General features: G+C 71.3%; 28 protein-coding genes. 12 read left to right on the forward strand and 16 right to left on the reverse strand.

Annotation, left to right across the window (positions count from 1 at the left end; all coding sequences use genetic code 11):
- Positions 1-131 precede the first annotated feature (131 nt).
- Complete coding sequence (locus C466_RS07675; RefSeq protein WP_004596564.1) at positions 132-809, reverse strand: 2,5-diamino-6-(ribosylamino)-4(3H)-pyrimidinone 5'-phosphate reductase; 678 nt, start codon at positions 807-809, stop codon at positions 132-134.
- A gap of 95 nt (positions 810-904) precedes the next feature.
- Between C466_RS07675 and C466_RS17465 the strand changes: the two genes are divergently transcribed.
- Together C466_RS17465 and C466_RS07680 are read left to right on the forward strand one after the other, a co-directional pair.
- The gene (locus C466_RS17465; protein WP_193365831.1) at positions 905-1030 is read left to right on the forward strand and encodes a transporter; all 126 of its coding nucleotides are present in this window, start codon (positions 905-907) and stop codon (positions 1028-1030) included.
- 39 nt (positions 1031-1069) lie between these two features.
- Positions 1070-1489: a VOC family protein gene (locus tag C466_RS07680; protein ID WP_004596563.1), complete on the forward strand. Its 420-nt coding sequence runs from the start codon at positions 1070-1072 to the stop codon at positions 1487-1489.
- Positions 1490-1527: 38 nt separating this feature from the next.
- Here the strand turns inward: C466_RS07680 and C466_RS07685 are convergent, their stop codons facing one another.
- The 10 genes from C466_RS07685 to C466_RS07730 form a co-directional block, all read right to left on the reverse strand.
- Positions 1528-1734: a hypothetical protein gene (locus C466_RS07685; RefSeq protein ID WP_004596557.1), complete on the reverse strand. Its 207-nt coding sequence runs from the start codon at positions 1732-1734 to the stop codon at positions 1528-1530.
- A gap of 83 nt (positions 1735-1817) precedes the next feature.
- The gene (gene metG / locus C466_RS07690) at positions 1818-3959 is read right to left on the reverse strand and encodes a methionine--tRNA ligase (RefSeq protein WP_004596555.1); all 2142 of its coding nucleotides are present in this window, start codon (positions 3957-3959) and stop codon (positions 1818-1820) included.
- 333 nt (positions 3960-4292) lie between these two features.
- Complete coding sequence (locus C466_RS07695; RefSeq protein ID WP_004596553.1) at positions 4293-4745, reverse strand: pyridoxamine 5'-phosphate oxidase family protein; 453 nt, start codon at positions 4743-4745, stop codon at positions 4293-4295.
- A gap of 79 nt (positions 4746-4824) precedes the next feature.
- Entirely contained in the window at positions 4825-5733 is a 909-nt protein-coding gene (locus C466_RS07700; RefSeq protein WP_004596552.1) for a thiamine-phosphate synthase family protein, read from the reverse strand.
- The gene (dcd, locus tag C466_RS07705) at positions 5730-6350 is read right to left on the reverse strand and encodes a dCTP deaminase (RefSeq protein ID WP_004596550.1); all 621 of its coding nucleotides are present in this window, start codon (positions 6348-6350) and stop codon (positions 5730-5732) included. The genes C466_RS07700 and dcd overlap by 4 nt, the downstream gene beginning before the upstream one ends.
- Before the next feature lie 92 nt (positions 6351-6442).
- Positions 6443-7186, reverse strand: a complete 744-nt coding sequence (locus C466_RS07710) for a YIP1 family protein (RefSeq protein ID WP_004596549.1) — start codon at positions 7184-7186, stop codon at positions 6443-6445.
- Positions 7187-7278: 92 nt separating this feature from the next.
- On the reverse strand, positions 7279-7887 hold the full coding sequence (locus C466_RS07715) for an NfeD family protein (protein ID WP_004596548.1): 609 nt from the start codon (positions 7885-7887) through the stop codon (positions 7279-7281).
- 100 nt (positions 7888-7987) lie between these two features.
- Positions 7988-8275 (reverse strand): DUF7312 domain-containing protein, encoded by a 288-nt coding sequence (locus tag C466_RS07720; protein ID WP_004596547.1) that lies wholly within the window; start codon positions 8273-8275, stop codon positions 7988-7990.
- Between the two features lie 118 nt (positions 8276-8393).
- Positions 8394-10151, reverse strand: coding sequence for a pyruvate kinase (gene pyk / locus C466_RS07725; protein WP_004596546.1), 1758 nt, complete (start codon positions 10149-10151; stop codon positions 8394-8396).
- Between the two features lie 529 nt (positions 10152-10680).
- Positions 10681-11616 carry a sulfide-dependent adenosine diphosphate thiazole synthase gene (locus C466_RS07730; RefSeq protein WP_004596545.1) on the reverse strand — a complete coding sequence of 312 codons (936 nt, stop codon included), beginning with the start codon at positions 11614-11616 and terminating at the stop codon, positions 10681-10683.
- A 376-nt stretch (positions 11617-11992) separates the two neighbouring features.
- Here C466_RS07730 and C466_RS07735 point away from each other — a divergent pair, with 376 nt between their 5' ends.
- The 7 genes from C466_RS07735 to C466_RS07765 all read left to right on the forward strand — a co-directional run bounded on the left by C466_RS07735 (position 11993) and on the right by C466_RS07765 (position 14294).
- Positions 11993-12259, forward strand: a complete 267-nt coding sequence (locus tag C466_RS07735; RefSeq protein WP_004596544.1) for an eL43 family ribosomal protein — start codon at positions 11993-11995, stop codon at positions 12257-12259.
- Positions 12260-12263: 4 nt separating this feature from the next.
- Positions 12264-12398: a DNA-directed RNA polymerase subunit P gene (locus C466_RS07740; RefSeq protein WP_004049526.1), complete on the forward strand. Its 135-nt coding sequence runs from the start codon at positions 12264-12266 to the stop codon at positions 12396-12398.
- Between the two features lie 28 nt (positions 12399-12426).
- The gene (locus C466_RS07745; protein WP_004596541.1) at positions 12427-12678 is read left to right on the forward strand and encodes a KEOPS complex subunit Pcc1; all 252 of its coding nucleotides are present in this window, start codon (positions 12427-12429) and stop codon (positions 12676-12678) included.
- Positions 12679-12797: 119 nt separating this feature from the next.
- Positions 12798-13184 (forward strand): prefoldin subunit beta, encoded by a 387-nt coding sequence (locus C466_RS07750; protein ID WP_004596539.1) that lies wholly within the window; start codon positions 12798-12800, stop codon positions 13182-13184.
- Positions 13185-13188: 4 nt separating this feature from the next.
- The gene (locus tag C466_RS07755) at positions 13189-13485 is read left to right on the forward strand and encodes a DUF3194 domain-containing protein (RefSeq protein ID WP_004596537.1); all 297 of its coding nucleotides are present in this window, start codon (positions 13189-13191) and stop codon (positions 13483-13485) included.
- Positions 13486-13646: 161 nt separating this feature from the next.
- Complete coding sequence (locus C466_RS07760) at positions 13647-13844, forward strand: HVO_0649 family zinc finger protein (protein WP_004596533.1); 198 nt, start codon at positions 13647-13649, stop codon at positions 13842-13844.
- Between the two features lie 24 nt (positions 13845-13868).
- On the forward strand, positions 13869-14294 hold the full coding sequence (locus C466_RS07765) for a universal stress protein (RefSeq protein ID WP_004596530.1): 426 nt from the start codon (positions 13869-13871) through the stop codon (positions 14292-14294).
- A 22-nt stretch (positions 14295-14316) separates the two neighbouring features.
- Here C466_RS07765 and C466_RS07770 read toward each other — a convergent pair whose 3' ends face one another.
- The 5 genes from C466_RS07770 to C466_RS07790 form a co-directional block, all read right to left on the reverse strand.
- Positions 14317-14871 carry a GMP synthase subunit A gene (locus C466_RS07770; protein ID WP_004596529.1) on the reverse strand — a complete coding sequence of 185 codons (555 nt, stop codon included), beginning with the start codon at positions 14869-14871 and terminating at the stop codon, positions 14317-14319.
- Between the two features lie 104 nt (positions 14872-14975).
- A complete protein-coding gene (gene truD, locus C466_RS07775) occupies positions 14976-16451 on the reverse strand; it encodes a tRNA pseudouridine(13) synthase TruD (protein ID WP_004596523.1) in 1476 nt (491 codons plus the stop codon).
- A complete protein-coding gene (gene pth2 / locus C466_RS07780; RefSeq protein ID WP_004596522.1) occupies positions 16452-16790 on the reverse strand; it encodes a peptidyl-tRNA hydrolase Pth2 in 339 nt (112 codons plus the stop codon). It lies immediately after the preceding gene.
- 109 nt (positions 16791-16899) lie between these two features.
- The gene (locus C466_RS07785; protein WP_004596521.1) at positions 16900-17718 is read right to left on the reverse strand and encodes a bacteriorhodopsin; all 819 of its coding nucleotides are present in this window, start codon (positions 17716-17718) and stop codon (positions 16900-16902) included.
- A gap of 242 nt (positions 17719-17960) precedes the next feature.
- Positions 17961-19496, reverse strand: a complete 1536-nt coding sequence (locus C466_RS07790) for a phytoene desaturase family protein (RefSeq protein WP_004596520.1) — start codon at positions 19494-19496, stop codon at positions 17961-17963.
- 134 nt (positions 19497-19630) lie between these two features.
- On the opposite strand from C466_RS07790, the gene C466_RS07795 reads away from it, so the two are divergent.
- From C466_RS07795 to C466_RS07805, 3 genes are all read left to right on the forward strand, one after another.
- Entirely contained in the window at positions 19631-20410 is a 780-nt protein-coding gene (locus C466_RS07795; protein WP_004596519.1) for a helix-turn-helix domain-containing protein, read from the forward strand.
- Between the two features lie 121 nt (positions 20411-20531).
- Complete coding sequence (locus C466_RS07800; protein WP_004596518.1) at positions 20532-20957, forward strand: plastocyanin/azurin family copper-binding protein; 426 nt, start codon at positions 20532-20534, stop codon at positions 20955-20957.
- Positions 20958-21099: 142 nt separating this feature from the next.
- Entirely contained in the window at positions 21100-21942 is an 843-nt protein-coding gene (locus C466_RS07805; RefSeq protein ID WP_004596517.1) for a sulfite exporter TauE/SafE family protein, read from the forward strand.

A 21942-nucleotide genomic window follows, 5' to 3' on the forward strand; every position in this document is an offset into this window, starting at 1 on the left:
GGTACCCGCAACTACCCCCGGCCGATACATAAATACTTCGGTGATTTTCGTGCGTACCGGTGCCACGGCGCGTGTACCCGACGATTCTTGTGGTTACCGTTCACACGGGTCCGGGGATCGACGGCCGCCGATCAGGACTCGCCGGCGTCCCCGACCTCGTACGAGAGGACGACCCCGTCGTCGAGTCGTTCCGTCTCCGCGAGCGTCAGTTCTGGGAACCCCTCGGTGAAGCCGGCGCCGTCCGCCAGCGTAGGGGCGTCGCGGCCGCCGATCACGAGCGAGCCGACGTAGACGTGGAGCTCGTCCACCACGCCGGCCTCGAAGCAGGAGAAGATCACCTCGCCGCCCCCCTCGACCATCAGGCGGTCGACGCCGCGGTCGGCGAGCGCATCGACCCCCTCGGCGACGTCGACGCGCTCCTCGCCGGCCACGATCACCTCCGCGCCCGCGTCGGCGAGCGCCTCCCGTCGCTCTCGGTCGGTCGCGGCCGAGACGAGCAGGTACGTCGTCGCCGCGTCGTCGAGGATCCGGGCGTCGGTCGGCGTCCGGCCGGTGGAGTCGACCACCACGCGGGCAGGGTCGCCGGGTCGCCCGTTCCGCAGGCGCTCGACGCGGCGGTCCTCCTCGTCGAGCGTGAGGCGCGGGTCGTCCGCGAGGACCGTCCCGACCCCCACGAGCACCGCGTCCGCGGCCGCCCGGACGCGGTCGACCCGATCGAAGTCCTCGGGCCCGGAGATCCGGAGCTGTTCCCGGCGGCGGGTGGCGAGCTTCCCGTCGACGCTCTGGGCCGCGTTGACGACCACGTGCATATGCGAGGGTCGTCCGGACGCGGAATGGTCGTTTCGGTCGGGTGGCGGTCGATCCCGTCCCAACGCGTATCCGGCGCGAGACCGAACCGACCCCCATGAGAACGTCGACGATTCTCATCCTGGTCGGCGCGCTCCTGTTCGTCCTCCCGGTCCCGGGCACGTTCGTCCTCGGGGCGCTGGTCGCGCTCGCGGGCCTCGCCGCTCGCCTCTTCGGGCTCTGACCCGACACGGTTTAGCCGGCCCCGACCGAGCGCCCACCCGTGTCCGACCCAACCGCGCACCACGTCGGGATCACCGTGTCCGACCTCGACCGCGCCGTCGAGTTCTACGCCGAGACGTTCGACCTCGACGTCGTCGCCGAGTTCACCGTCGGCGGCGACGCCTTCGCCGAGGCGGTCGCCGTCGACGGCGCCGCTGCCGAGTTCGCCCACCTCGACGCCGACGGCGTCCGCGTCGAACTCGTCGCGTACGACCCCACCGTCGACTCCGGCGGCGACCCCGAACTGAACCGGCAGGGGGCCACGCACCTCGGGCTCACGGTCGACGACGTCGAGGCGTTCTACGCCGACCTCGCGGACGGCGTCGAGACGCTGAGCCCGCCGCGGACGACCGAGAGCGGGACGACCGTCCTGTTCGTCCGGGACCCGGAGGGGAACCTGATCGAGGTGCTGGACGCCTGAGGAGCGTCCCGGACCGCGCGGGCGGCCCCCGCGGCGGCCTACCCCGCCATCGACTCGCGGAGCACGAGCAGCGACAGCGGGACGCTCGCCGCGACGAGTCCGTACACGCCGCCGAGGATCGGCTCGACGCCGAACTCGGGCGCGAGCAGGTAGCCGCCGGCGAACCCGACCGGGTCGCAGACGACCGCGACGAGGAGTAGCCGTGCCTGAAACGAGAGCGCGTCGAACCACGCGAGGAGGGCCATTACGAACGGTCCTGCGCTCCGCGATCAGATAAAAGTTCGAGCGGACGCGCGGGTCCGGCGGCTGTCGCGGCCCCGTGCGGCCCTCACTTCACCTTCGTACCCGGTCCGGCGTCCTCGTAGGTGGTGAGGAGGTCGGCCTCCTCGCCGGCCGCGAGGACCATCCCGTTCGACTCGACGCCGAACAGCTCGGCCTTCTCCATGTTCGCGAGCACGATCACCTTCGTGTCGGGAAGGTCGCTCACGTCGTGGAGCTGCTTCAGGCCCGCGACGATCGTTCGGGTCTCGGCGCCCAGATCGACGGTGAGCTTCACGAGGTCGTCGGCGCCCTCGATCCCTTCGGCCGCCTCGATCCGCCCCACGCGGATGTCCAGTTCCTGGAAGTCGTCGAAGCTGATGCGGTCGTCGCTGAGGGGTTCGATGTCGGTCATGTCGGTGTCGTCGGTGTCGTCGTCGTTCTCGTCGGCGGCGCTTCCGTCTGCCTCGCCGCCGTCGTCGTCGCTCTCGTCGCCGTCGCCGTCCTCCGACTCGGCGACGCGCGCTTCGAGCTTCTCGTTCAGGTCCTCGACGCGCTCGTCTTCGACCTGTTCGAACAGCTCGGTCGGCTCGCTCAGGTCGCCGGCGGGCCCCTCGCGGGCGGCCTCGACGGTCGCCTCGTGGACGGTGCCGGGCTCGCCGAGCTGGGCCCAGAGCCGCTCGCTCTTCTCGGGGGCCAGCGGCTCGAAGAGGACGGCGATCGCCTTCGCGAGCGCGACGCAGTCGTAGATGACCCGTTCCGCCTCCGCGGGCTCCTCGTCGACGAGCTTCCACGGCTCGTTGCGCTGGATGTACTCGTTGCCGTAGCGCGCGAGGTCGGTGACGGCGTCGCCCAGCGCGCGGACCGAGTAGTCGTTGACCGCGGCCGCGAACTCCTCGACGGCCTCGTCGATCCGCGCCGCCACCTCGTCGCTCGGGGCGTCGGCGTCGGGGCCGTCCTCGTAGTTGCGGTGGGCGAAGAGCAGGGAGCGGTAGAGGAAGTTGCCGACGGTGCCCACGAGCTCGGTGTTGACGCGCTCGGCGAACTTCTCCCACGAGAAGTCGACGTCCTGTTGGAACCCGCCGTTGGTCGCGAGGTAGTAGCGCAGCGGGTCGGGGTGGAACCCCTCGTCGAGGTACTCGTCGGCCCAGACCGCGCGGTCGCGGCTGGTCGAAAAGCCCTTGCCGCCGAGCGTGACGAACCCGCTCGCCATCACCGCGCGCGGCTCCGCGTGGTCGGTCGCCTCAAGCATCGCGGGCCAGAAGATGGTGTGGTGCTGGATGATGTCGCGGCCGATCACGTGAACGATCTCGCCGCCCTCGGGGTGGTCGTCGCTCACGCCCTCCTTCCAGGCGGCCTCCCAGTCGAACGCGTCGGCGCCGACGCGCTCGGAGTACTGCTTCGTCGAGGAGATGTACTCGATCGGGGCGTCGACCCAGACGTATAAGACGAGGTCCTGCGGGTTCTCCCCCGGCAGGTCGATCCCCCAGTCCATGTCGCGGGTGATACACCAGTCCTGAAGCCCCTGCTCGATCCACTCGCGGGGCTGGTTGCGGGCGTTCGAGGTGCCCTCCAGGCGGTCGAGGAAGTCGGAGAGGTAGTCAGCGAACTCGGAGACCGCGAAGAACTTGTGGGTCCGCTCGCGGTACTCCGCGGGGTTGCCGGTGATCGTCGATTCGGGATCTTCGACCTCGCCGGGTTCGAGGTGGCGCTGGCACCCCTCGTCGCACTCGTCGCCGCGGGCGTGCGCGCCGCAGTACGGGCAGGTCCCCTCGACGTAGCGGTCGGGGAGGTACTGGTCGTCGACGGGGTCGTACGCCACCATGATCTCCTTCTCGTAGAGGTGGCCGGCCTCGTCGAGGTCGCGGACGAGCTGCTGGGTGATCTCGGTGTTCGTCTCGTCGTGGGTGTGGCCGTAGTTGTCGAAGTCGACGTTGAACTTCGGGAACGTCTCGGCGTAGCGCTCGTGCCAGTCGAGCGCGAACTCCTCGGGGGAGACGCCCTCCTGCTCGGCGTTGACCGCGACCGGCGTGCCGTGCATGTCGGAGCCGGAGACGAATGCGGTCTCTTGGCCGAGCCGTTCGAGCGCGCGGCTGTACACGTCGCCGCCGACGTAGGTGCGGAGGTGACCGATGTGGAGGTCGCCGTTGGCGTACGGCAGTCCACAGGTCACCACCGCCGGGCGATCGGTGGGGAAGTCGTCGTGGCTCATGTGGTGTGTGTATGTCGTGTGTCGGTCGATCGGGTCTAAAGCCCGCTGGTTCGGGGCCGTCGCCGGCGCGGCGATCGGTCGCGGTCGCGGATCGCCGTCCGCTCCGCGGCTCGCGCGATCGACGGCCCGGACGCTGCGGAGGGCGACGGGATTCGCCGCCGCGTCGGCGCCGGCCGCGTTACCGGCCGACGGCGACGCGACGGGTCCACCCGTCGCTAAAAGGAGCGCATCCGCATCTCGGACCGTCGACGCCGTGTCACGCTTCACGCTTCGGACGGTCCCGTCTAAAAAGCGTCGCCCCGAGCCGGGTTGACGGCGGTCTCGGCCGAGGCCTCAGGGCTCCATCGCCCGCTCGGCGCGGCCGGTGAGTCGGTCCGGATCGAGCCGGTAGAACTCGAACGTCACCTCGCTCGTCGGCTCGCCGAAGACGTCGACTATCGGAATCCGCTCCGTGCGTTCGAGGCCGGCGAGCGACTCCGTCGAGTCCGCGTCGTCGGTGGTCGACACCAACCGACCGCTCGCCACCACGCTCTTCCACCGTCCGTTCGCTTCCCCGTAGGTGACGAACGTGACGCCGCGGTCGGTAGGGTTCGCCTTTCCGCTCTCTTTCCCGACGGCGAGGCGGAAGTAAAACACCTCCTCGACCGGGTCGTACCCGTACGACACCGGCACCGAGTGCGGGGGCTCGTCGCGGGCCGTCGACAGGGAGAGGACCCCCGTTCCCGACCGCCCGAGGAACTCGTCGCGCTCGTCGTCCGCCATCCGAACCGCGTCCGTGCTCTCCATACGCGATCGTCGTGGCGTACGCTAATGAATACCAACCACGGTCCGGGCGGGCGGACCGCTTCGTCCCGCTGCGCCCCGCCTACAGGATCTCGCGGACGATCGCGGCCGCCTCGGACGCCGTCGGCGCGAGCACGTACACGATCGGCTCAATGCCGACCGCGCCGGTCTGGTACAGGACGAGCGTTTCGCCGTCCGCCGGGAGGTCGGCGGCCGCGACCGCGTCGGCGACCGCCTCGCGCGTCGGTCGCTCCGCGTCGAACTCCACGGTCGGGTGGTCGGCCGCGAGCGTGTCGACCGTCTCCGGGTCGTAGCGGAGGTTCACCGCGCCCCGGACGGGGGCGCCCGCCTCGCGGGCCGCGAGCAGCACCGTCGCGACGTGTTCGCTCACGCCGAACTCCGGCTCCCCGGGCACCATCGCCCGGCCCTTCACGTCGACGAGCCGGCCGGGGACCGCGGCGACGTCGTCGACGGTGGCGGCGTCGGCGAGGCACTCGGCGACGTTCGCGCCGACGTTCGGGATGAGCCCGGCGAAGCCGGAGGCGTTCGTCAGGGTCCGAAGGCCGCGCCGGACCGAGGTGAGGACGCGCTCGCGCTCGCGAAGCCCGCTGTCGGGGTCGTGGACCGAGAACTCCACGTCCGCCTCGGCGAGCGCGGGCATCGCCGCCTCGTGGAGGTCGGCGAGGAGGTCGCCCTCCTCCAGCTGGCGGATCAGCACCTCGATCTCGACGAGCGCGGCCACCGGCGTGAGATCGCCGCTCGCGAGCCCCTCGCCCACGCGCTCGACGAGGTTTCGCACGCGCTCGTCGTCGACGATGTCCTCGTGTCTGGCCACGTCGCCGGCGGCGTACTTCGAGACCGCCGACTGGGAGATGCCGAGGGCGTCGGCGACCTCAGACTGCGTGAACCCGCGGTCGCGGAGGTCCTCCGCGAGCATCGAGCGGACGGTCGGCAGGAACTCGTCGACGACGACCTCCTCGATGAACCTCATCGCCCGTCACCCCGCTCCACGTCCGCCGCCCGGTCGGCGTCGTCGAACTCCGGGTCGTCGCCGATCCGCGACGCCTGCGGCCCGTCCTGGTTCTGGTACTTTGAGCCGCGCTCGGCGCCGTACGGCCGCTCTGCGGGCCGCTTCAGCTCCGTGAAGGTGAGCTGCGAGACGCGCATGCCGGGCGAGAGCGCCACGGGGGCGGTCCCGAGGTTCGAGAGTTCGAGGGTGATCTGGCCCTCGTAGCCCGGGTCACAGAGGCCCGCGGTCGCGTGGACGACGATCGCGAGCCGGCCGAGCGAGGAGCGGCCCTCGACGTGGGCGACGAGGTCGTCCGGGATCGCGACGCGCTCGACGGTGGTCCCGAGGACGAAGTCGCCGGGGTGGAGGATGAACTCGTCGCCCTCGTCGACGGTCGTCTCGGTGACGTACTCGCTCACCTCGCCCGCGTCGGTCGGGTGGATGCAGGGGATGTTGGTGCGCTGGAACTCCAGGAACCGCTCGCCGAGGCGCAGGTCCACGCTCGCGGGCTGGACCTGCTGGTCGACGTCGTCGAGCGGCTCGATCGCGAGGTCGCCCTCCGCGAGCCGGTCGAGGATGTCGGCGTCCGACAGGATCATACCGAGAGGGGGAGCGCCAGCGGGTTAAAAACTCCCGAATCCGCGGTCGCGGGCGTCCCCGCGGCTGGCGCGGCCGACCGGTCCGGTGGGACTCAAACCGCCGCGATCACGAGCGCGATCGCGGCGAAGAACGTCGCCACGCCCGCCGCCGCCCCGCGACCGAGGTCGTGTTCGGCCTCCAGCCCGCCGACGACCACGACCCACTGGATCGCGATCGCTACCGCGGACGCGACCAGCAGCGGGCCCGTCGCGCTCGTGATCGCGGCGACGAGGTCCGTCGTGAGCGCCTCGAACGACGACCCCGCGGGCGCCGCGTTCGAGAGCGTGTACCAGATCGCGACGATCCCGGCGCCGAGCCGGAGCAGCTCCGCGCCGAGGGCCCACCCGGCGATCACGAAGGAGTCGGCGACGGAGCCGGAGCCGCCGGCGACGAGCGCCCCGACGTGGAGCGCGAGCGCGAACATCACCCACCAGAGCGGCACGCCCAGCAGGCCGTAGTGGATGTATCCGCCCGCGGCGTCGCGCAGTTCCTCCCCCGCGTCGACCTCGATCCGCTTCGGCTCGTCGCACTGCTCGCCGATCACGGAGTCGGGGTCGTCGCCGAACGTCTCGCAGGTCGACTCCGAGGGGCGATCCGGGTTGTCGACGGTGATCTGCTGGTCGACCGTCGCGTCGAAGACGGCCCCGAGCGCGATGATTCCGACGCTGGTGCCGATCGTGACGACGACCAGCATCGCGACCGCGACGGTCCCGGCTCGGGGGGAGCCGAAGGCGTCGCGGACGCGGTCGATGAGGCTGCCGGGCAGACTCGCGAGGGCGGCGAACGGGGAGGGCATCGGCGGGTCATCGCCGCCGACGGACAAGTGCTTTTCCGCTCGGTGGCGGCGACCGCGGTCCGGGACCGATCCGACGCCTCACGCGGGCCGCGTCACTCCCGGTCGAGTTCGGTCTCCGCGTCGGCGTCGGTCTCCTCGGCCTCGCTCGCGGCGGCCTTCCGCGCGCGGTCGGCCGCCAGTTCGCGATCGATGTCGTCCTCGACGTACCCCATCGACTCCACGGTGACGACGTTGCCGCCGCCGGGGTCGACAACCATCACCTCCTCGCCCTCGTCGATCTCGCCGTCGATCGACCGGGCGGAGTAGTGGGGGCTGAAGCCGCCGCCGGTGAGTTTCACCTCGCCGCCTGTAGGGGTCACCCGCTCCGTGACCGTCCCCGTCTTCCCCTTCAGCGAGTCGCTGTCGCTGGTCTGTTGCTGCCCTTTCCCGCCGTAGAGGTCGAACTCGTGGTAGCCGTAGAAGGCGGCGGCGCCGAAGGCGAGCGTCAAGAACGCCATGAGCAGCGTGAGGAGGACGCCGGCGACGCCGAGCGAACTCAACACGAGCCCGCCGAGCCCCGCGCCGATGAGCGCGATACCGACGACGATGAAGTTCGCTCCCGGGGCGAGCGCCTCCGCCATCGAGAGCAGCAGCCCCGCGGTCAGAAGCAGGAGCGGGAGAGTGTCCGGCGAGAGGAGCCCGGACTGTGCGAGCGCGTTCATGTTCGGTCCTACGGCCGCGGCCTGATAAGTGGTGCGCGGCCGCGGTGTCGGTCGAGCGGCCGTCCCCTCTCGGTTCGCGCCCGACCGGCGGCGACCTGGCTCAGAACCCGACCAGCAGGACGCCGACCGTGAGCGCGACTCCGAGGACGACGAAGACCGCGTGTTCGAGGGTGACGTCCCCGGGCTCTATCGGCTCGTCCGCGGGCGTGGCGGTGTCTTCCGTGACCCCGTCCGGCCCGACGTCGTCGACCGCGAAGCGCCACTCGCGCCCGTCGTCCGGGCTCTCTTCGCCGGCGTCGTTGGCCCGCGTCCGCTCGCCGAACTCCGCCGACTCCGGGGCGCCGGCCGAGTTCTCCTCGCGGGCGTCGTCGCCGGATTCGTCGCTCATGGACGAGCGTACGCGACTCCGTAATAAATGGCTGGCGGGCGCGGGCGGTCGGATCGGTCTGGCGGATGGGGTCCGCGCGGGACGGGGCGGGACGGCGGGCCCGGTTCGGCGGAGCGGCCTACCGCTCGCGGGCCGCCCGGAGGACGTCGCCGTCGTAGACGACGCCGCGTTCGCCGTCGACGGTCACCGTGGTCCCGTCCGCGACGGACTCGGGCAGGCCGGCGCCGGAGACCATCGGCACGCCGAGTTCGCGCGCGACGACGGCGGGGTAGCCGGTCATCCCCTCGCGGGCGTCGATGACCCCGGCGATCCGGTCGAGGTCGCCGGAGAACTCGCCGTCGAAGTCGGCGCCGAGCGCGACGACGGCGCCGTCCGGCAGCGCGTCGAGGTCGCCGTCAGCGGTCCGGTGGACGGGGCCGGCGACGCGGCCGGCGACGACCGCCTTCCCGGTCACGAGCGTCTCGGCGGCCACGTGGACCTTCAGGGTGTTCGTCGTGTTCGTCCCCTCGAACTCGGTGAGCATGCCGGAGAGGACGACGAGCGTGTCACCCGACTCGGCCCCGCCGGTGTCGAGGGCGGCGTCGACGGCGTTGTCGAGGACCGCCTCCATGTCGTGGGCGTACTCGGTCAACACGGGGCGAACGCCCCACGAGAGCGCGAGCTGTCGGCGGACGCGGTCGTTCGGCGTCGTCGCGACGACGGGGACCCCCGGCCGGAACATCGCGGTCTTGCGGGCGGTGAAGCCGGACTCGGAGACGGCGACCACCGTCGAGGCGCCGATGTCGCGCGCGAGGTACCGCGCCGAGCGAGCCAGCGCCTCGGTGCGCGATCCCTCGTCGGCCGTCGGGACGCGCTGCTCGCGCGTCTCGGCGTACTCGCCGCTGGCCTCGACCTGCCGGACGATCCGGTCCATCGTCTCGACGACGTTGACGGGGTCCTCGCCGATGGCGGTCTCGCCGGAGAGCATGACGGCGTCGGTGCCGTCGAGGACGGCGTTCGCCACGTCGGAGGCCTCCGCGCGGGTGGGCCGCCGCGAGGAGACCATGGAGTCGAGCATCTCCGTCGCGGTGATGACGGGGACGCCCTCGTTGACGCAGGTCCGGATGATCCGCTTTTGGATCACCGGAACGTCCTCCAGCGGGCACTCGACGCCGAGGTCGCCGCGGGCGACCATCACGCCGTCGGCGGCGTCGACGATCTCCTCTAAGTTCTCGACCGCGCCGGCGCGCTCGATCTTCGCGACGATCGGGATGTCGTCGCCGCCGCGGGCCTCCAGCTCGTCGGCGATCTTGTACACGTCGTCGGCGTCGCGCACGAAGGAGGCGGCGACGAAGTCGGCGTTCGTCCGGGCCGCGAGGTCGAGCTCCGCCTCGTCCTCCGGGGTGATGAGGTCGACGTCGATGGCGACGCCCGGGAGGTTCACGCCCTTCCGGGAGCCGAGCTTCCCGCCGGAGACGACCGTCGCGACCACGGACTCGCCCTCGACGTCCTCGACGCGACACTCGATCCGGCCGTCGTCCAGCAGGATCGTGTCGCCCGGTTCGGCGGCCCCGATCGAGTGGGTGAGGCCGACGCGCTCGGGCGTCGCGTCGTCGCCTTCGAGGAAGGTGACCTCGGAGTCCGTCGCGAGTTCGATCGGCTCGTCGATCTCGGCGGTGCGGACCTCCGGGCCCTTCAGGTCGACCATCACCGCGAGCGGGTCGTCGATCTCCTCGTCGACGGCGCGGGCGCGCTCGATCACCGTCTCCCGGTGGTCGGTCGTTCCGTGGCTGGCGTTGAGCCGGACGACGGACATCCCCGCGTTGGCGAGGCCGCGGATCGTGTCCCGGTCGTCCGAGGCGGGACCGATCGTACAGACGATCTTGGCGTTTCGCATGTCGCCGGGTTCGACGTAGCGCCGGAAAAAGGCACCCGGTTGCGTCGCTCCCGAGTAAACGTTCGTGAAGGACGATCGCAGTCGATTCCAGGTCTGGGCTGCGGTGACTGTTTATAAACGAACACGTGGCGGCGCGTGCCTCCGAGCGCCCGCCAGGGCGCGAGGAGCACGCGCGAGGGAGCGGTGAGCGACGGGCGACCGGAGGGAGCCCCGAGCGAACCGCGAGGCTGGGGGGGTGCGAGGTGCGGTTGCGGTGCGGGGCGGGACTCAAAGGGGCAGTCGCGAAGAGCGCGGAGGCGACGTAAGGACCGCAGGGAACGAGCGTAGCGAGTGACCGAGGACCGCAGCGAGCGTCCGCGCTCTTCGCGACTGGGGCTTTGGCGGCGTTCGCCGTCGATCCGCGGCCAGTTATTTATAAGTGAGCTGTCGGAGCGTTGGCGGCGTTCGCCGTCGCTTCGTCGGCAGCCAGTTATAAAAGACCGGCCGAGTGCGTGGAGGGGGCCGTCCTCGAAGCGTCAGCGGTGGGTTCTCAGTCGTCCGCGGGGGCGGGCGCGCTGCCGGTCGAGAGGTTCACTTCGGGCGCGTCGACCTCCAGCTCGTCGAGCGCGGTCTGTGCGGCGCGCTTCCCCGACACCAGCATCGCCCCGAACGTCGGGCCCATGCGCGGGAGGCCGTGGGCGGTCGCGACCGCCATCCCGGAGGCGATCAGGCCGTCGTGGACGACGCCGGTGTGCTCGACGACGGCGTCCTCGCTCTCGCCGACCCACATCGAGTCGTGGCCGGGCGAGTCGTGGCCGGGGGCGCCGTACTCGCCGTCGGCCGTCTGGTCCATGCCGGTGTTGTGCTCCTTCGCGTGTTCGATGCCGGGCGCCGAGAGGACGCCGCGCTCGTCGAGCTTGCTGATCGCGACGGCGTCGTGACCGGTCGCGTCGATGACGAGGTCGGACTCGACCGCGATCGGGTCGACGCAGGTGATCTCGCGCGGGAGCGCGTGGACCGGCGTCCAGTTCATCACGATCCCGCCGACCTCGTGGTCGTCGCGGACGACGAGGTCCGTGAACTCGGTCATGTTCTGGACGCGCGCGCCGGCGTCGCACGCCGCCTTGATCAGCCCGGAGCAGGCCTCCGGCCCCGCGGCGGTGTAGAGGCCGTCGACGTCGTCTACCGGCTCGTACTCCACGTCGAGGTCGTCGAGGATCTCCTGGGCCGGGTCGCGCACGGTCACCGTGTTCATCAGGAACCCGCCGAGCCAGAAGCCGCCGCCGAGGTAGTTGTTCTTCTCGACGATCATCACCTTCACGCCGCGCTCGGCCAGCTCCTTCGCGGCCATCAGCCCGGAGGGGCCGCCGCCGAGAATGATCACCTCGGAGTCCGTGAAGTCGAGGAACCCGTCGGTCCACTCGGTGCCGATGGCTCTCGTTACGTCCGTCTCGCTCACGTCCGCGAAGCCGTTGAATCCCTTCATACAACTTGGTAGTATTACTTGGTTGTGAAATACGTTGCGGTCGATGCGGAGTTGTATATATAAGATCTTCCGGCAGACCGGCGGCGAACACCGCCAAAGCCCCAGTCGCGAGGACGAAGACGCGCGACTGGGGCTTTGAGTCCCGCCCGCACCGCCCCGCACAGCAGCCTCACGCCTCCCCAGCCTCGCGGTTCGCTCCGGGCTTCCTCCGGTCGCCCGTCGCTCACCGCTCCCTCGCGCGTGCTGCTCGGCCGCAGATGCGGCCTCGCAGGCACGCGCCACCGCCGCGTCGGGTCGTCTGCTATCGTCGCGCGTACCGTTCCGACCGCCGCGACTCGCAGCCTTTTTACCTACGCTGGCGGTAGAAGTGGCTACTATGGCTGAGGACAAGGCTCGAAGCACCGGCAGCGCGGGCCGATTCGGCGCTCGCTACGGCCGGGTCTCCCGCAAGCGGGTCCAAGACATCGAAGCGGAGATGCGCAACGCGACCGTCGACGGCGACGACGTCAAGCGCGTGGGTACCGGCATTTGGGTCAACGAGGAGACCGGCGAGACGTTCACGGGCGGTGCGTACCGCCCCGAGACGCCCGGCGGTCGCACCGTCCGCCGCTCCATCCGCGCCGCGCTCGCCGACGAGGAATAGGACGATGAGCTACAAGTGCTCCCGCTGTAAGCGCGACGTCACCCTCGACGAGTACGGCGGCGTGCGCTGCCCGTACTGCGGCCACCGCGTCCTCCTGAAGGAGCGCGGCGGCGACGTGAAGGAAGTGAACGTCGAGTAATCCGACGCTTTCGTCTCCCTCTCGGACCGTGACGCGCGCACACGAGACGGTCCTCTCGTTCACCTACCCCTCCGAGCGGCGCGCACGGGTCGTGGCCGCCGCGCTCGGTCCCGAAGTCGGCGAGATTGACGACGCCCGGTCGAGCGCGACCGTCGACCGCGAGGGCGACGCGGTCCGCGTCCGCGTGCTCGCCGACGACCTCGTGGCGCTGCGCGCCGGCGTCAACAGCTGGTCGCGGCTGGTCTCCGTCGCCGATGGCGTCGGCGCGGGACGGGATTGAGGCTCACCGGATACGCCGATACCGCCCCCTCTCGGGCCGCTGCGCTCCGAATACCCCGTCGTCCGAGAAGTAAGGGGTTTTTCTGTCCGGGTCGCCTCGGTCCGCCCATGCAAGGGAACATGCCGCCCGAGGCACAGGAGAAGATCGAGGAACTTCAGGAGCTTCAGGAGACCGCACAGCAGGTCGCCGAGCAGAAGGAGCAGGCGGAGTCCGCGCTCAACGAGTCGAAGACCGCCCTCGACGCCCTCGAAGACGTCGACGAGGACGCGGGGATGTACCGCGAGATCGGCGAGGTCCTCGTCGAGACGGACTACGAGTCCGCCTACGACGACCTCGAAAACAAGGTCGACTCGCTCGAGGTCCGCGTCGAGCAGCTCCAGAAGCAGGAGGAGCGCGTCGAGGAGCAGTTCGACGACCTCCAGAGCGAGCTCCAGCAGATGCTCCAGGGCGGCGCGGGCGGCGGCGGCCCGATGGGACCGGGCGGCCCGGGCGCCGGCGGCGCGTAAGGCCGTGACCGACGACGGAACCGACGCTTCCGAGGCCGACGGCGGCGCGGACGACGCCGCGGGGCCGAGCGACGACGAGGTCGTTCGCACCGCCGCCGAGGCGGCCGAGGGGATCGTGTTCAAGCACTACGACCAGTCGACGGTCACGGACCTCGACGTCACCGTCACGTTCGAGGAGGGCGTCCTCGACGTGGACGTCTACCTCAACGCGCCCGAGGACGCGGAGCCCGACCGCGAGGCGGTCGCGCAGGAGGCCGTCGAGACCGCGGGCGAGGCCGTCGACGAGCTGTTCGCCGAGTAGGCCGCGCGCCCGTCTGTCAGGCGGCACGCCCGTCAGCCGGGCGGCACACCCGTTTTTCCGGAGTCGATGTCGGACCCGAGGAGCCGCTTCTGCCGCTAGGCGCAGCTGCTCTCCCCCTCTCGTAGTAAACTATTAATAATGACATTGAGTACCGTTGCCACATGTCATCTCGTGACGGCGGTACCACGGCGTTCGACCGGCTCCGGGCGCGCTTCGACGGCCGGACCTTCGCCTGCGAGGAGTGCGGGTTCGTCGACGAGGAGAGCGAGTGGGCGGCCGCGACGACGGGCGCGACCGTCGAGTACCGCCACGAGTGCCCCGGCTGTGGCGACACCACGGTTCGGCGGTACCGGCTCTGAGACGGGGGCGCGAGACCGATACCGATGTACGACGCGATCCTGTGTCCGACCGACGGAAGCGCCGGGAGCGCCGCCGCGATCGAACAGGCCTGCGGGCTCGCCGCGCTGACGGGCGCCCGGATCCACGCGCTGTTCGTCGTCGACGAGGGTATCGCCGGCGCCGACGAGTGGGATCTGGTCGTCGAACGCGAGGAGGAGCGCGGAGAACGCGCGCTCGACGCGGTCGCGGAGGCGGCCGCGGAGCGGGGCGTCGAAACTGAGCTCCACCTCCGTCGCGGTCGCCCGCACGAGGAGATACTCGACGCCGCGACTGACTACGGGGCCGACCTGATCGTGATGGGGACTCACGGCCGCACCGGGATCGGGCGCTTCGTCACGGCGGGGTCGGTCGCCGAGCGGGTCGTGCGACACAGCGAACTCCCGGTGTTGACGGCGCACATCAGAGAATAGTCTTCTGCTCCCGTCGGAGGCCCTACGCCGACTCGCAGATCGCGACGAAGTTCTCGAAGACCTCCTCGCCGCGCTCCGTGTGCGCGACCTCGGGATGCCACTGGACGCCGTACAGCCCCGCGTCCGGGTTCGACATCGCCTCGATGCCGCAGACGTCGGAGGTGGCGGTGCGGGCGAACCCGTCGGGCAGCGCCGTCACCTCGTCGGCGTGGGAGGCCCAGACGCGCGTCTCCGGCGCGAGCGAGCCGACGAGCGGGTCTGCGTCGTCGGTTATCTCGACGTCGACGTCGGCGTAGCCGCCGTAGTCGCCCGCGCCCACCGCGCCGTCGAGCTCGCTCGCGATCAGCTGCATCCCGAGGCAGATGCCGAGGACGGGAATATCGCGGTCGAGGTAGTCGGGCGCGTTGCCGACGCGGTCCATGTCCGGGCCGCCCGAGAGGACGACCCCGTCCGCGTCGACCTCGTCGGCCGGCGCGTCCGCCGAGATAATCTCGGTGTCGACGCCGAGGTCGCGGAGCGCCCGCCGTTCGAGGTGGGTGAACTGGCCGTGGAGGTCGATGACGACGATCCGGGTCATGCCTCCGGTTGCGGGCTGTCGCACAAAAGCGGCTCGGAACGGAGCGCAGTATCGTGGTGATTTCGGCTACTGAGTTCCAGCTTCAATACACAAACGCGGATCGATCAGAGGTCCAACGGACCGCGCTTCGTGAACTCGCGGAGCAGCACGGTCGCGTACGAGCCGCTCGGGAGCGCGAAGGCGAACCGCGGATCGCCCCCTTCGAACGTCACGTCGAGGTCGGTGCGCAGGAGGACCGCGCGCCGCGTCCCACGGGAGTCGAACTCGCGGGGGAGCGCGAAGTCGCCCGGCTCGACCCCGGCGTCGGCGAGGACCTCGCGCTCGATCTCGCCCGGCTCGCCGTCGCCGAGCTCCGTCTCGGTGCCGACGAGCGGCGCGGTGACGAACGCCCGCCCGCGCTCGCAGTGCCGCGAGACCACGTCGACCCGGTCGGCGTCGACCCGCTGGAGCCGGTCGGTGTCGGGCGCGTACAGTTCGTCGGGCGCGTCGGCGTCCGCGAAACACACCACGTCGCCGGCGACGGGGCGGTCGAACGGGAGCCCGCGGCGCAGCCGCTCGCTCACGACCCGGTTGAAGCAGTACGACTGCGCGGCGTTGACGAACAGCCGCTGGAGGTTCGAGGGCACCGCCTCCAAGGCGTGCCACCAGTCCTCGTCGTCGGGCGGCGCGTCTGGGTCGACGCCGCGGTCGGCGAGCCGGTGGACCATCGACCGCTCGAACCGGAGCTTGCCGGGGATCGCCTCGAGGCAGGCGGCCCAGTCGCCGTCGCCCGTGCCGTCGGCGGCGGCGCGGTCGGCGTCGTCGGAGCCGGAGCCCTCGTCGACGCCGAACGCCGCGTCGACGCGGTCGCGCGCGGCCCGGGTGTCGTCGGGCTCCGTCTCGGCCGGGTTGCCGGCGTACAGCCGGACCGCCTCGCGCGGGTCCTTCCGCGCGATCGCGAGCCCCACGAGGTGCGTCACCGGCCGCCGGCTACCGAACCGCTGCTGGCCGAAGTAGTTCGGGACGCCGACGGTCGCCTCGGTCGGAGCTCCTCCCTCGCCGTCGGGAGGAGCCTCTCCGTCGCCCGCGAACGCCCGCAGATCCCGCACCGCGTCGGCGACGCGGTCGGGCGCCTCCTCGACCGCGTCCGCGACCCGGATCTCGAAGGCGTTGCCGGCGAGGTCGCCGAACGAGAGGCTCCGCCCCGACCGGCCGAGCGCCTCGATCTCGGCGCCGCGGATCTCGGGGAGCTCGTCGGCGCCGATCCCGCGGACCGTGAACAGCTGCGTGGTGACGGCGCGCTTGTCCTTCGTCCCCGCCCACGAGACGCGCTCGCGGCTGATTCCGAGCGCGTCCGAGAGGCGGCGCGCGAAGTCGTTCGTGTCCCAGTCGCGGAGGGTCGCCCGGAGGACGAGCTCGGGGTAGCTTCCGGGTTCGGCGTCGAGCGGCTCCGCGTCGAACGCCTCCAGCTCGCGGACCCGGAAGTCCTCGGGCGACTCGCGGAGCCGGCCGCCGATGCCGTCGGCGTCGCTGACGTAGTACTCGATGCCGACCGCGCGCTCGGTCGGGTGCGCCTCGCGAAGCGTGCGTTCGGGGGCCATTCAATACAGCGAGAGGTCGCCGGTCACGCGATCGACGCTGTCGTCGCGGGCGGGCCCGACCGCGAGCGCGGTGACGGTCCCCGGTTCGAGTTGGGTGTGACCGGCGTCGCGGACGATCGCGTACGGGAGCCCCTCCTTGTCGGCCTTGTCGGCCAGCCCGAACAGCTGGCTTTCGGAGTCGCCCTTCAGCACGACCTTCTTCTGTCCCTCGCCCTGCCACTTCTTCCGGGCGCGCTTCCCCGCGTCCTGGTACGCCGACAGCGACGCGTGCGCGACCTGCGCGGCGAGCTTCCCCTCGCCCATGCCGATGTCCGTCCGGGCGACGATGGCCTGTTTCATACCGTCTCCACCGCCGCCGCGGGTTTAGCGCTTTTCTCTCCGCCGCCGAGCCGCGGGGCTCGTCGTCGCCGGTCGAAATAGGAAGGGGCGGGGGACCGACCGCGGCCGATCAGTCGTCGGCGGGCGCCGCGCCGCCGCGGGAGGCCGAGCCGAGGCCGGCCGCCATGTCGCCGACCGTCCGCTCGTTGTTGACGACCCAGCGCAGCAGGAGGAACGCGAAGAGGTACTTCGCGATGATGTCCATCCCGCTGTACGCCCACGAGGTGATCGCGACGTCCAGCACCGCGATCCCCTCGGCGCCGAGCGCCCAGAAGATCGGGTAGCCGAGCCAGAGGACCACGGTGAGCACCTTCAGCGTGTTGAAGATGTCCGCGGTGCCGGCGACCTCCGCGTCCCGCGCCCACTCGGCGAGCAGGATGTAGAGGACGACGACGAAGAACGCGCAGCTGATCCCGTACCAGACCCACCGCAGCAGGAGGGAGGACGTGGTCAGCGCGGCCGCGAGCCCGGTGATACACATCCCGACATCGGCCACCACGGCGGTGAACAGCTTGCTCAGGTTCGACCCGGCGAGCAGGCCGAGCGCGACGAGGATCATCGGCGTCGAGAACGCCCACGTGAGGTATCGGCCCCACGGGGTGAACACGCCGCCCTCCGGTCCGGCGCCAGCGCCGGCGAGCGCGTGTCCCGCCGGCATCTCGAGGAAGCTCACCGTGAGTCCGGAGACGAGCCCCGTGTAACTGGAGATGGACACCAGCGGTACCATCAGGGTCGCGACGAAGATGAGCTGCGCGCGCGGGTCCTCCACGTTCCGTCCCATATAGACGAACAGGAGGATCGACAGGCCCGCGAGGGCGATGTTCACCCAGAGCGACGCGCTCAAGAGCGTGTTGCTCTGGATGAACTGGAATATCTCGGTCTGCGTCATTTCGAGCGGGACTGTTCCGCTTGCGAGTAAGTCAGCCGCTGCTGTTTCGATCATGCGACAGTGCTAATCACGTGGCGTATTTATTAAATGTACTAACCTGACTGGTAAGGTTTTTCTGTCCGTTTTCGATCTCGCGGCCTATTTTTCGAAATATTTTTTCTCTTATCACTAACTGTGGACGTTCGTTTCGTTCTTTGTCCGCCCCGCTCTGCGCCTCGCCGCTCCGCTCTTCCCGGCGCCACTCACCGACCCACCAGCGGCAGCCGATCGAGGGGCCCCCCACCGGCCGCGTCCGCCTCGACCGCGGCCGCGCAGTGCTCGCCTCCGAGCAGGCACATCGGCACGCCGATCCCGGGGTTGCTGCTCCCGCCGACGTAGTAGAGCCGGTCGGTCCCGCGGACGCGCGGTCCGGGACGGAGCGGCCCGGTCTGCGACATCGTGTGCGCGAGCCCGAGCGCGCTTCCGCCGGGCTGGTCGAACCGCCCCGCGAACTCGGAGACGCACACCGACTCCTCGGCGACGATTCGGTCTCGAAGGTCGACGCCGGTCCGGGACGCCACCGCCTCCAAGACCCGCTCCCTGAGCGCCGCCCGCCGGTCCGGGGTGTCGTCGAGCCCCGGCGCGAGCGGCACGAGCGTCACGACCGCCTCGTGGCCGTCGGGGGCGACCGACGGGTCCGTCCGCGACGGGACGTTCACGTACACCACCGGTTCCGTGTCGCCGGTCGGCCACCCGGGGTCGTCGAAGATGGCCGCGAAGTGCGGGTCCCAGTCCGTCGGGAGCGCGAGCGTGTGGTGCTCCAGCTCCGGCAGCTCCCCCTCGACGCCGAGGTACAGCAGGTGCGCCGAGGGGCCGTACGTCCGGCGGCCCCAGTAGTCGCCGAGCCGCGGCACCGTCCCCTCGGGGAGCAGCTCGCGCTCGACGTGCGCGGGCGGCGCGTTACAGACGACCCGGTCGTGGACGTAGCGGTCGCCGCCGAGCTCGGCCTCGACGCCGCCGTCGATCGGCTCCAGCCCCGTCACCTCGACGCCGGTGTGGACGTCGGCGCCGGCGTCGCGGGCGACCGTCTCGACGGCCTCGATCACCTCGTACATCCCGCCCATCGGGTAGTAGACGCCGAGCCCGTAGTCGACGTGGCTCATCAGCTGGTACAGCGCCGGCGTGTTGTGCGGCGACCCGCCGAGGAAGACGAGCGTGTACTCCAGCAGCTGCCTGAGCTTCGGGTGGTCGACGTACGACCGCACCGTCTCGTCGAGGCTGGACAGGAGATCCAGCTCCCGCCCCCCGGCGAGGACGTCCAGCGAGAGGTAGTCGCGGAAGCGCGACCGCCCGGGGAGCACGAACCGCTCCATGCCGGCGTCGTACGCCCGCTCCGCGTCGTCGAGGTACTCGCGGAACGCCGCTCCCGCCCCGTCCTCGTACGACTCGAACAGGTCGGCGGCGGCCGCGGGGTCGGCGGGGACGTCGGCGCGGTCGCCGTCGTCCCAGAACACGCGGTAGTGCGGGTCGAGCCGCGTCAGCTCGTAGAACTCCTCGGGCGAGCGGCCGAAGTCGTCGAAGAACCGTTCGAAGAGGTCCGGGAGCAGGTACCACGACGGGCCGGTGTCGAACCGGAACCCGTCGAGCTCCAGTCGCCCGGCGACGCCCCCGACGCGCTCGGCCCGCTCGTACACCGTCACCTCCGCACCGGCGGCCGCGAGGTAGGCCGCCGCCGAGAGCCCGCCGACGCCGCCGCCCACTACCCCTACCGACTCCCCGCGGAGCGACTCGTCGCTCATGGGTACGGTAGGGACTCGTGCCGTGTGAGTGGTTGCCAACTCTCGACGGGGCTTTATCAAGCGGGCCGCCGGCCCGCCGCGAGGCGTACTCGTTCGGGGTCCTTTTTTTCCGGCTTCGCCCCCGAGATCGACACATGGGACAGCGGTCGCGGTCGTCCGACTCCAGCCGCGCCGAACGCCCGGGATCGGTCGGCCCCTCGGGCTCTGACGGCGGTGGCACCTCGGACGCGGCCCGGAGCGGCTCGGACGCGGCGCGAGACGCCGGGCGGTCCACCGGTGCGGTCGGCTCCGGCGGCGCCGGCGTCCGCGTTGAGGTTGTGGTCCGCGACCCGACGCCCGCGCCGGTGGCGGCGGCGCTGCCGCCGGGCGCGGTCGCGGAGGACGTCGACCGCCTCCGCGTCGACGGCGCCGCAGTCTCGCAGTTCCGCGCCGACCGCGCCGTCGACGCCGAACTCGTCTTCGACGGGGGCGACGAGTTCGTCTACCGCTGCCGGAGTCGGGCGCCGGACCAGTTCCCGTCCGACGCCGTCGAGTCGCTCGGCTACCCCGTCTCGTCGGTCACGGTCCGGACGGCGCCCGACCGCGTTCGGCTCGGGCTCTCCCTGCCCGCGGCCGACCCGCTGGGGGACGTGATCGACGCGCTGGAGGCGACCGGCGGCTCGGTGCGGCTCGAACGGCTCACCAGCTCCGGCGGGGCCGACACCCGCTCGGACCCAGTCATCGTCGACCGGGGGCGGCTCACGGAGCGGCAGCGCGAGGTGGTTCGGACCGCCCACCGGCTCGGCTACTTCGAACACCCCCGCGAGGCGAGCGCGACCGAGGTGGCCGACGCGATCGGGATCGCCCGCGCGACCTTCTCGGAACACCTCGCGGCGGCGCAGCGCCGCGTCTTCGATGACCTCGTCGGCGGGTGAGGCCCGCCGCGGTCGCCCCGGCGCGTCGGGGTCGGCTCGCCCCTCGCCCGGGGCCAGAAATCCGTTCTCACGCGGCGGGGGCGACCGCGGTATTGAAACCGTTCAGGTGCCCAGGTAAGGTATGTATCGCAGACGGTTCCTCCGGTCGGCCGGCGCCGCCGGGGGCGCGGCGGCGACCGTCGGCCTCGCCGGGTGCGCGGGCGTCGGCGGCGAACCGGACTTCGACGTCGGGATGCTCGCGTCCGCCTACCAACCGAGAGAGATCACGGTCTCGGTCGGCGACACCGTCGTCTGGGAGAACACGAGCGCGCGGTCGCACACCGTCACCGCGACCGCGGGCGGGATCCCCGACGACGCGGAGTTCTTCGCCTCCGGCGGCTTCGACGACTACGAGACCGCGCTGTCCGCGTGGCAGTCCGACTTCGGCGGCAGGATGGAGAACGGCGACCGCTTCGAGCACACCTTCACCGTCTCCGGCGCCTACGAGTACGTCTGTATCCCCCACCGCGAGGGCGGGATGTTCGGGACCGTCGTCGTGGAGGAGTGATCCGCGTGGCCCGTCTCGCCACCGTCCGACCAACCGCGCCCCGCGCCGCCGACCCCGTCCGACCAACTGCGGCTTGCTCCGCCGAATCCGGCCGCCGAAACCCGTTTCCGCCCGCGCGCCGAACGGTCGGTGACTGATCTCCATGGCCCTCTCGCCGCTCCTCGGAACCGACGTGTTGCTGTTCGCAGCCATCGGGCTGCTCGGCGGCGCCCACTGCATCGGGATGTGCGGCCCGCTCGTCACGGTGTACGCGAGCCGGATGGACGCCGACGCCGGGCGGACCGACGGCGGCGAGGCGGGCGCCGCGCGCACCGCGAGCGGGACCTCCGGCCGCGAAGGACACCTGACAACCTACGAGGTCCGCCAGCACGCGCTGTTCAACCTCGGGCGCGCGGCGAGCTACGCGACGATCGGGACCCTTCTCGGCGCGCTCGGCGGCGCGGTGTTCGTCACCACCGCGACCCTCACCGGCGCCGCCGAGACCGTCCGCGGCGGGGTCGGCCTCCTCGTCGGCGCGGCCGTGATCCTCGTCGGCATTCGATACCTCCTCGGCGGCGCCACCGGCGGCGTCCACCTTCCCGGGCTCGAACGCGTCACCGGGTGGCTCACGGGCCACGTCGACCGGCTCGCGAACGGACCGGGGATCGTCGCGCTCGGCGCGGTCCACGGCCTCCTCCCCTGTCCGATCCTCTACCCGGCGTACCTGTACGCCTTCGCGAGCGGCTCGGCGGTCGCGGGCGGCGTCGCGCTCGGCGCCCTCGGGCTCGGCACGATCCCGGCCGTCTTCGCGTACGGGACCCTGATCGAGAGCGTCGACCCGGTCCACCGCCGCCGGATCCATCGGCTGCTGGGGGTCGCGTTCGTCGCGCTCGGCTACGTGCTGTTCGCCCACGGGCTGATGTCGGTCGGGATCCACGTGCCGCACCCGCGGCTCCCGTTCTGGAACCCGCTCGACGTGGCCGGCGCCGGCCACGGGGGGATGTGA

The sequence above is a fragment of the Halorubrum distributum JCM 10118 genome, from assembly GCF_000337335.1.
Classification (GTDB): Archaea; Halobacteriota; Halobacteria; order Halobacteriales; family Haloferacaceae; genus Halorubrum; species Halorubrum distributum.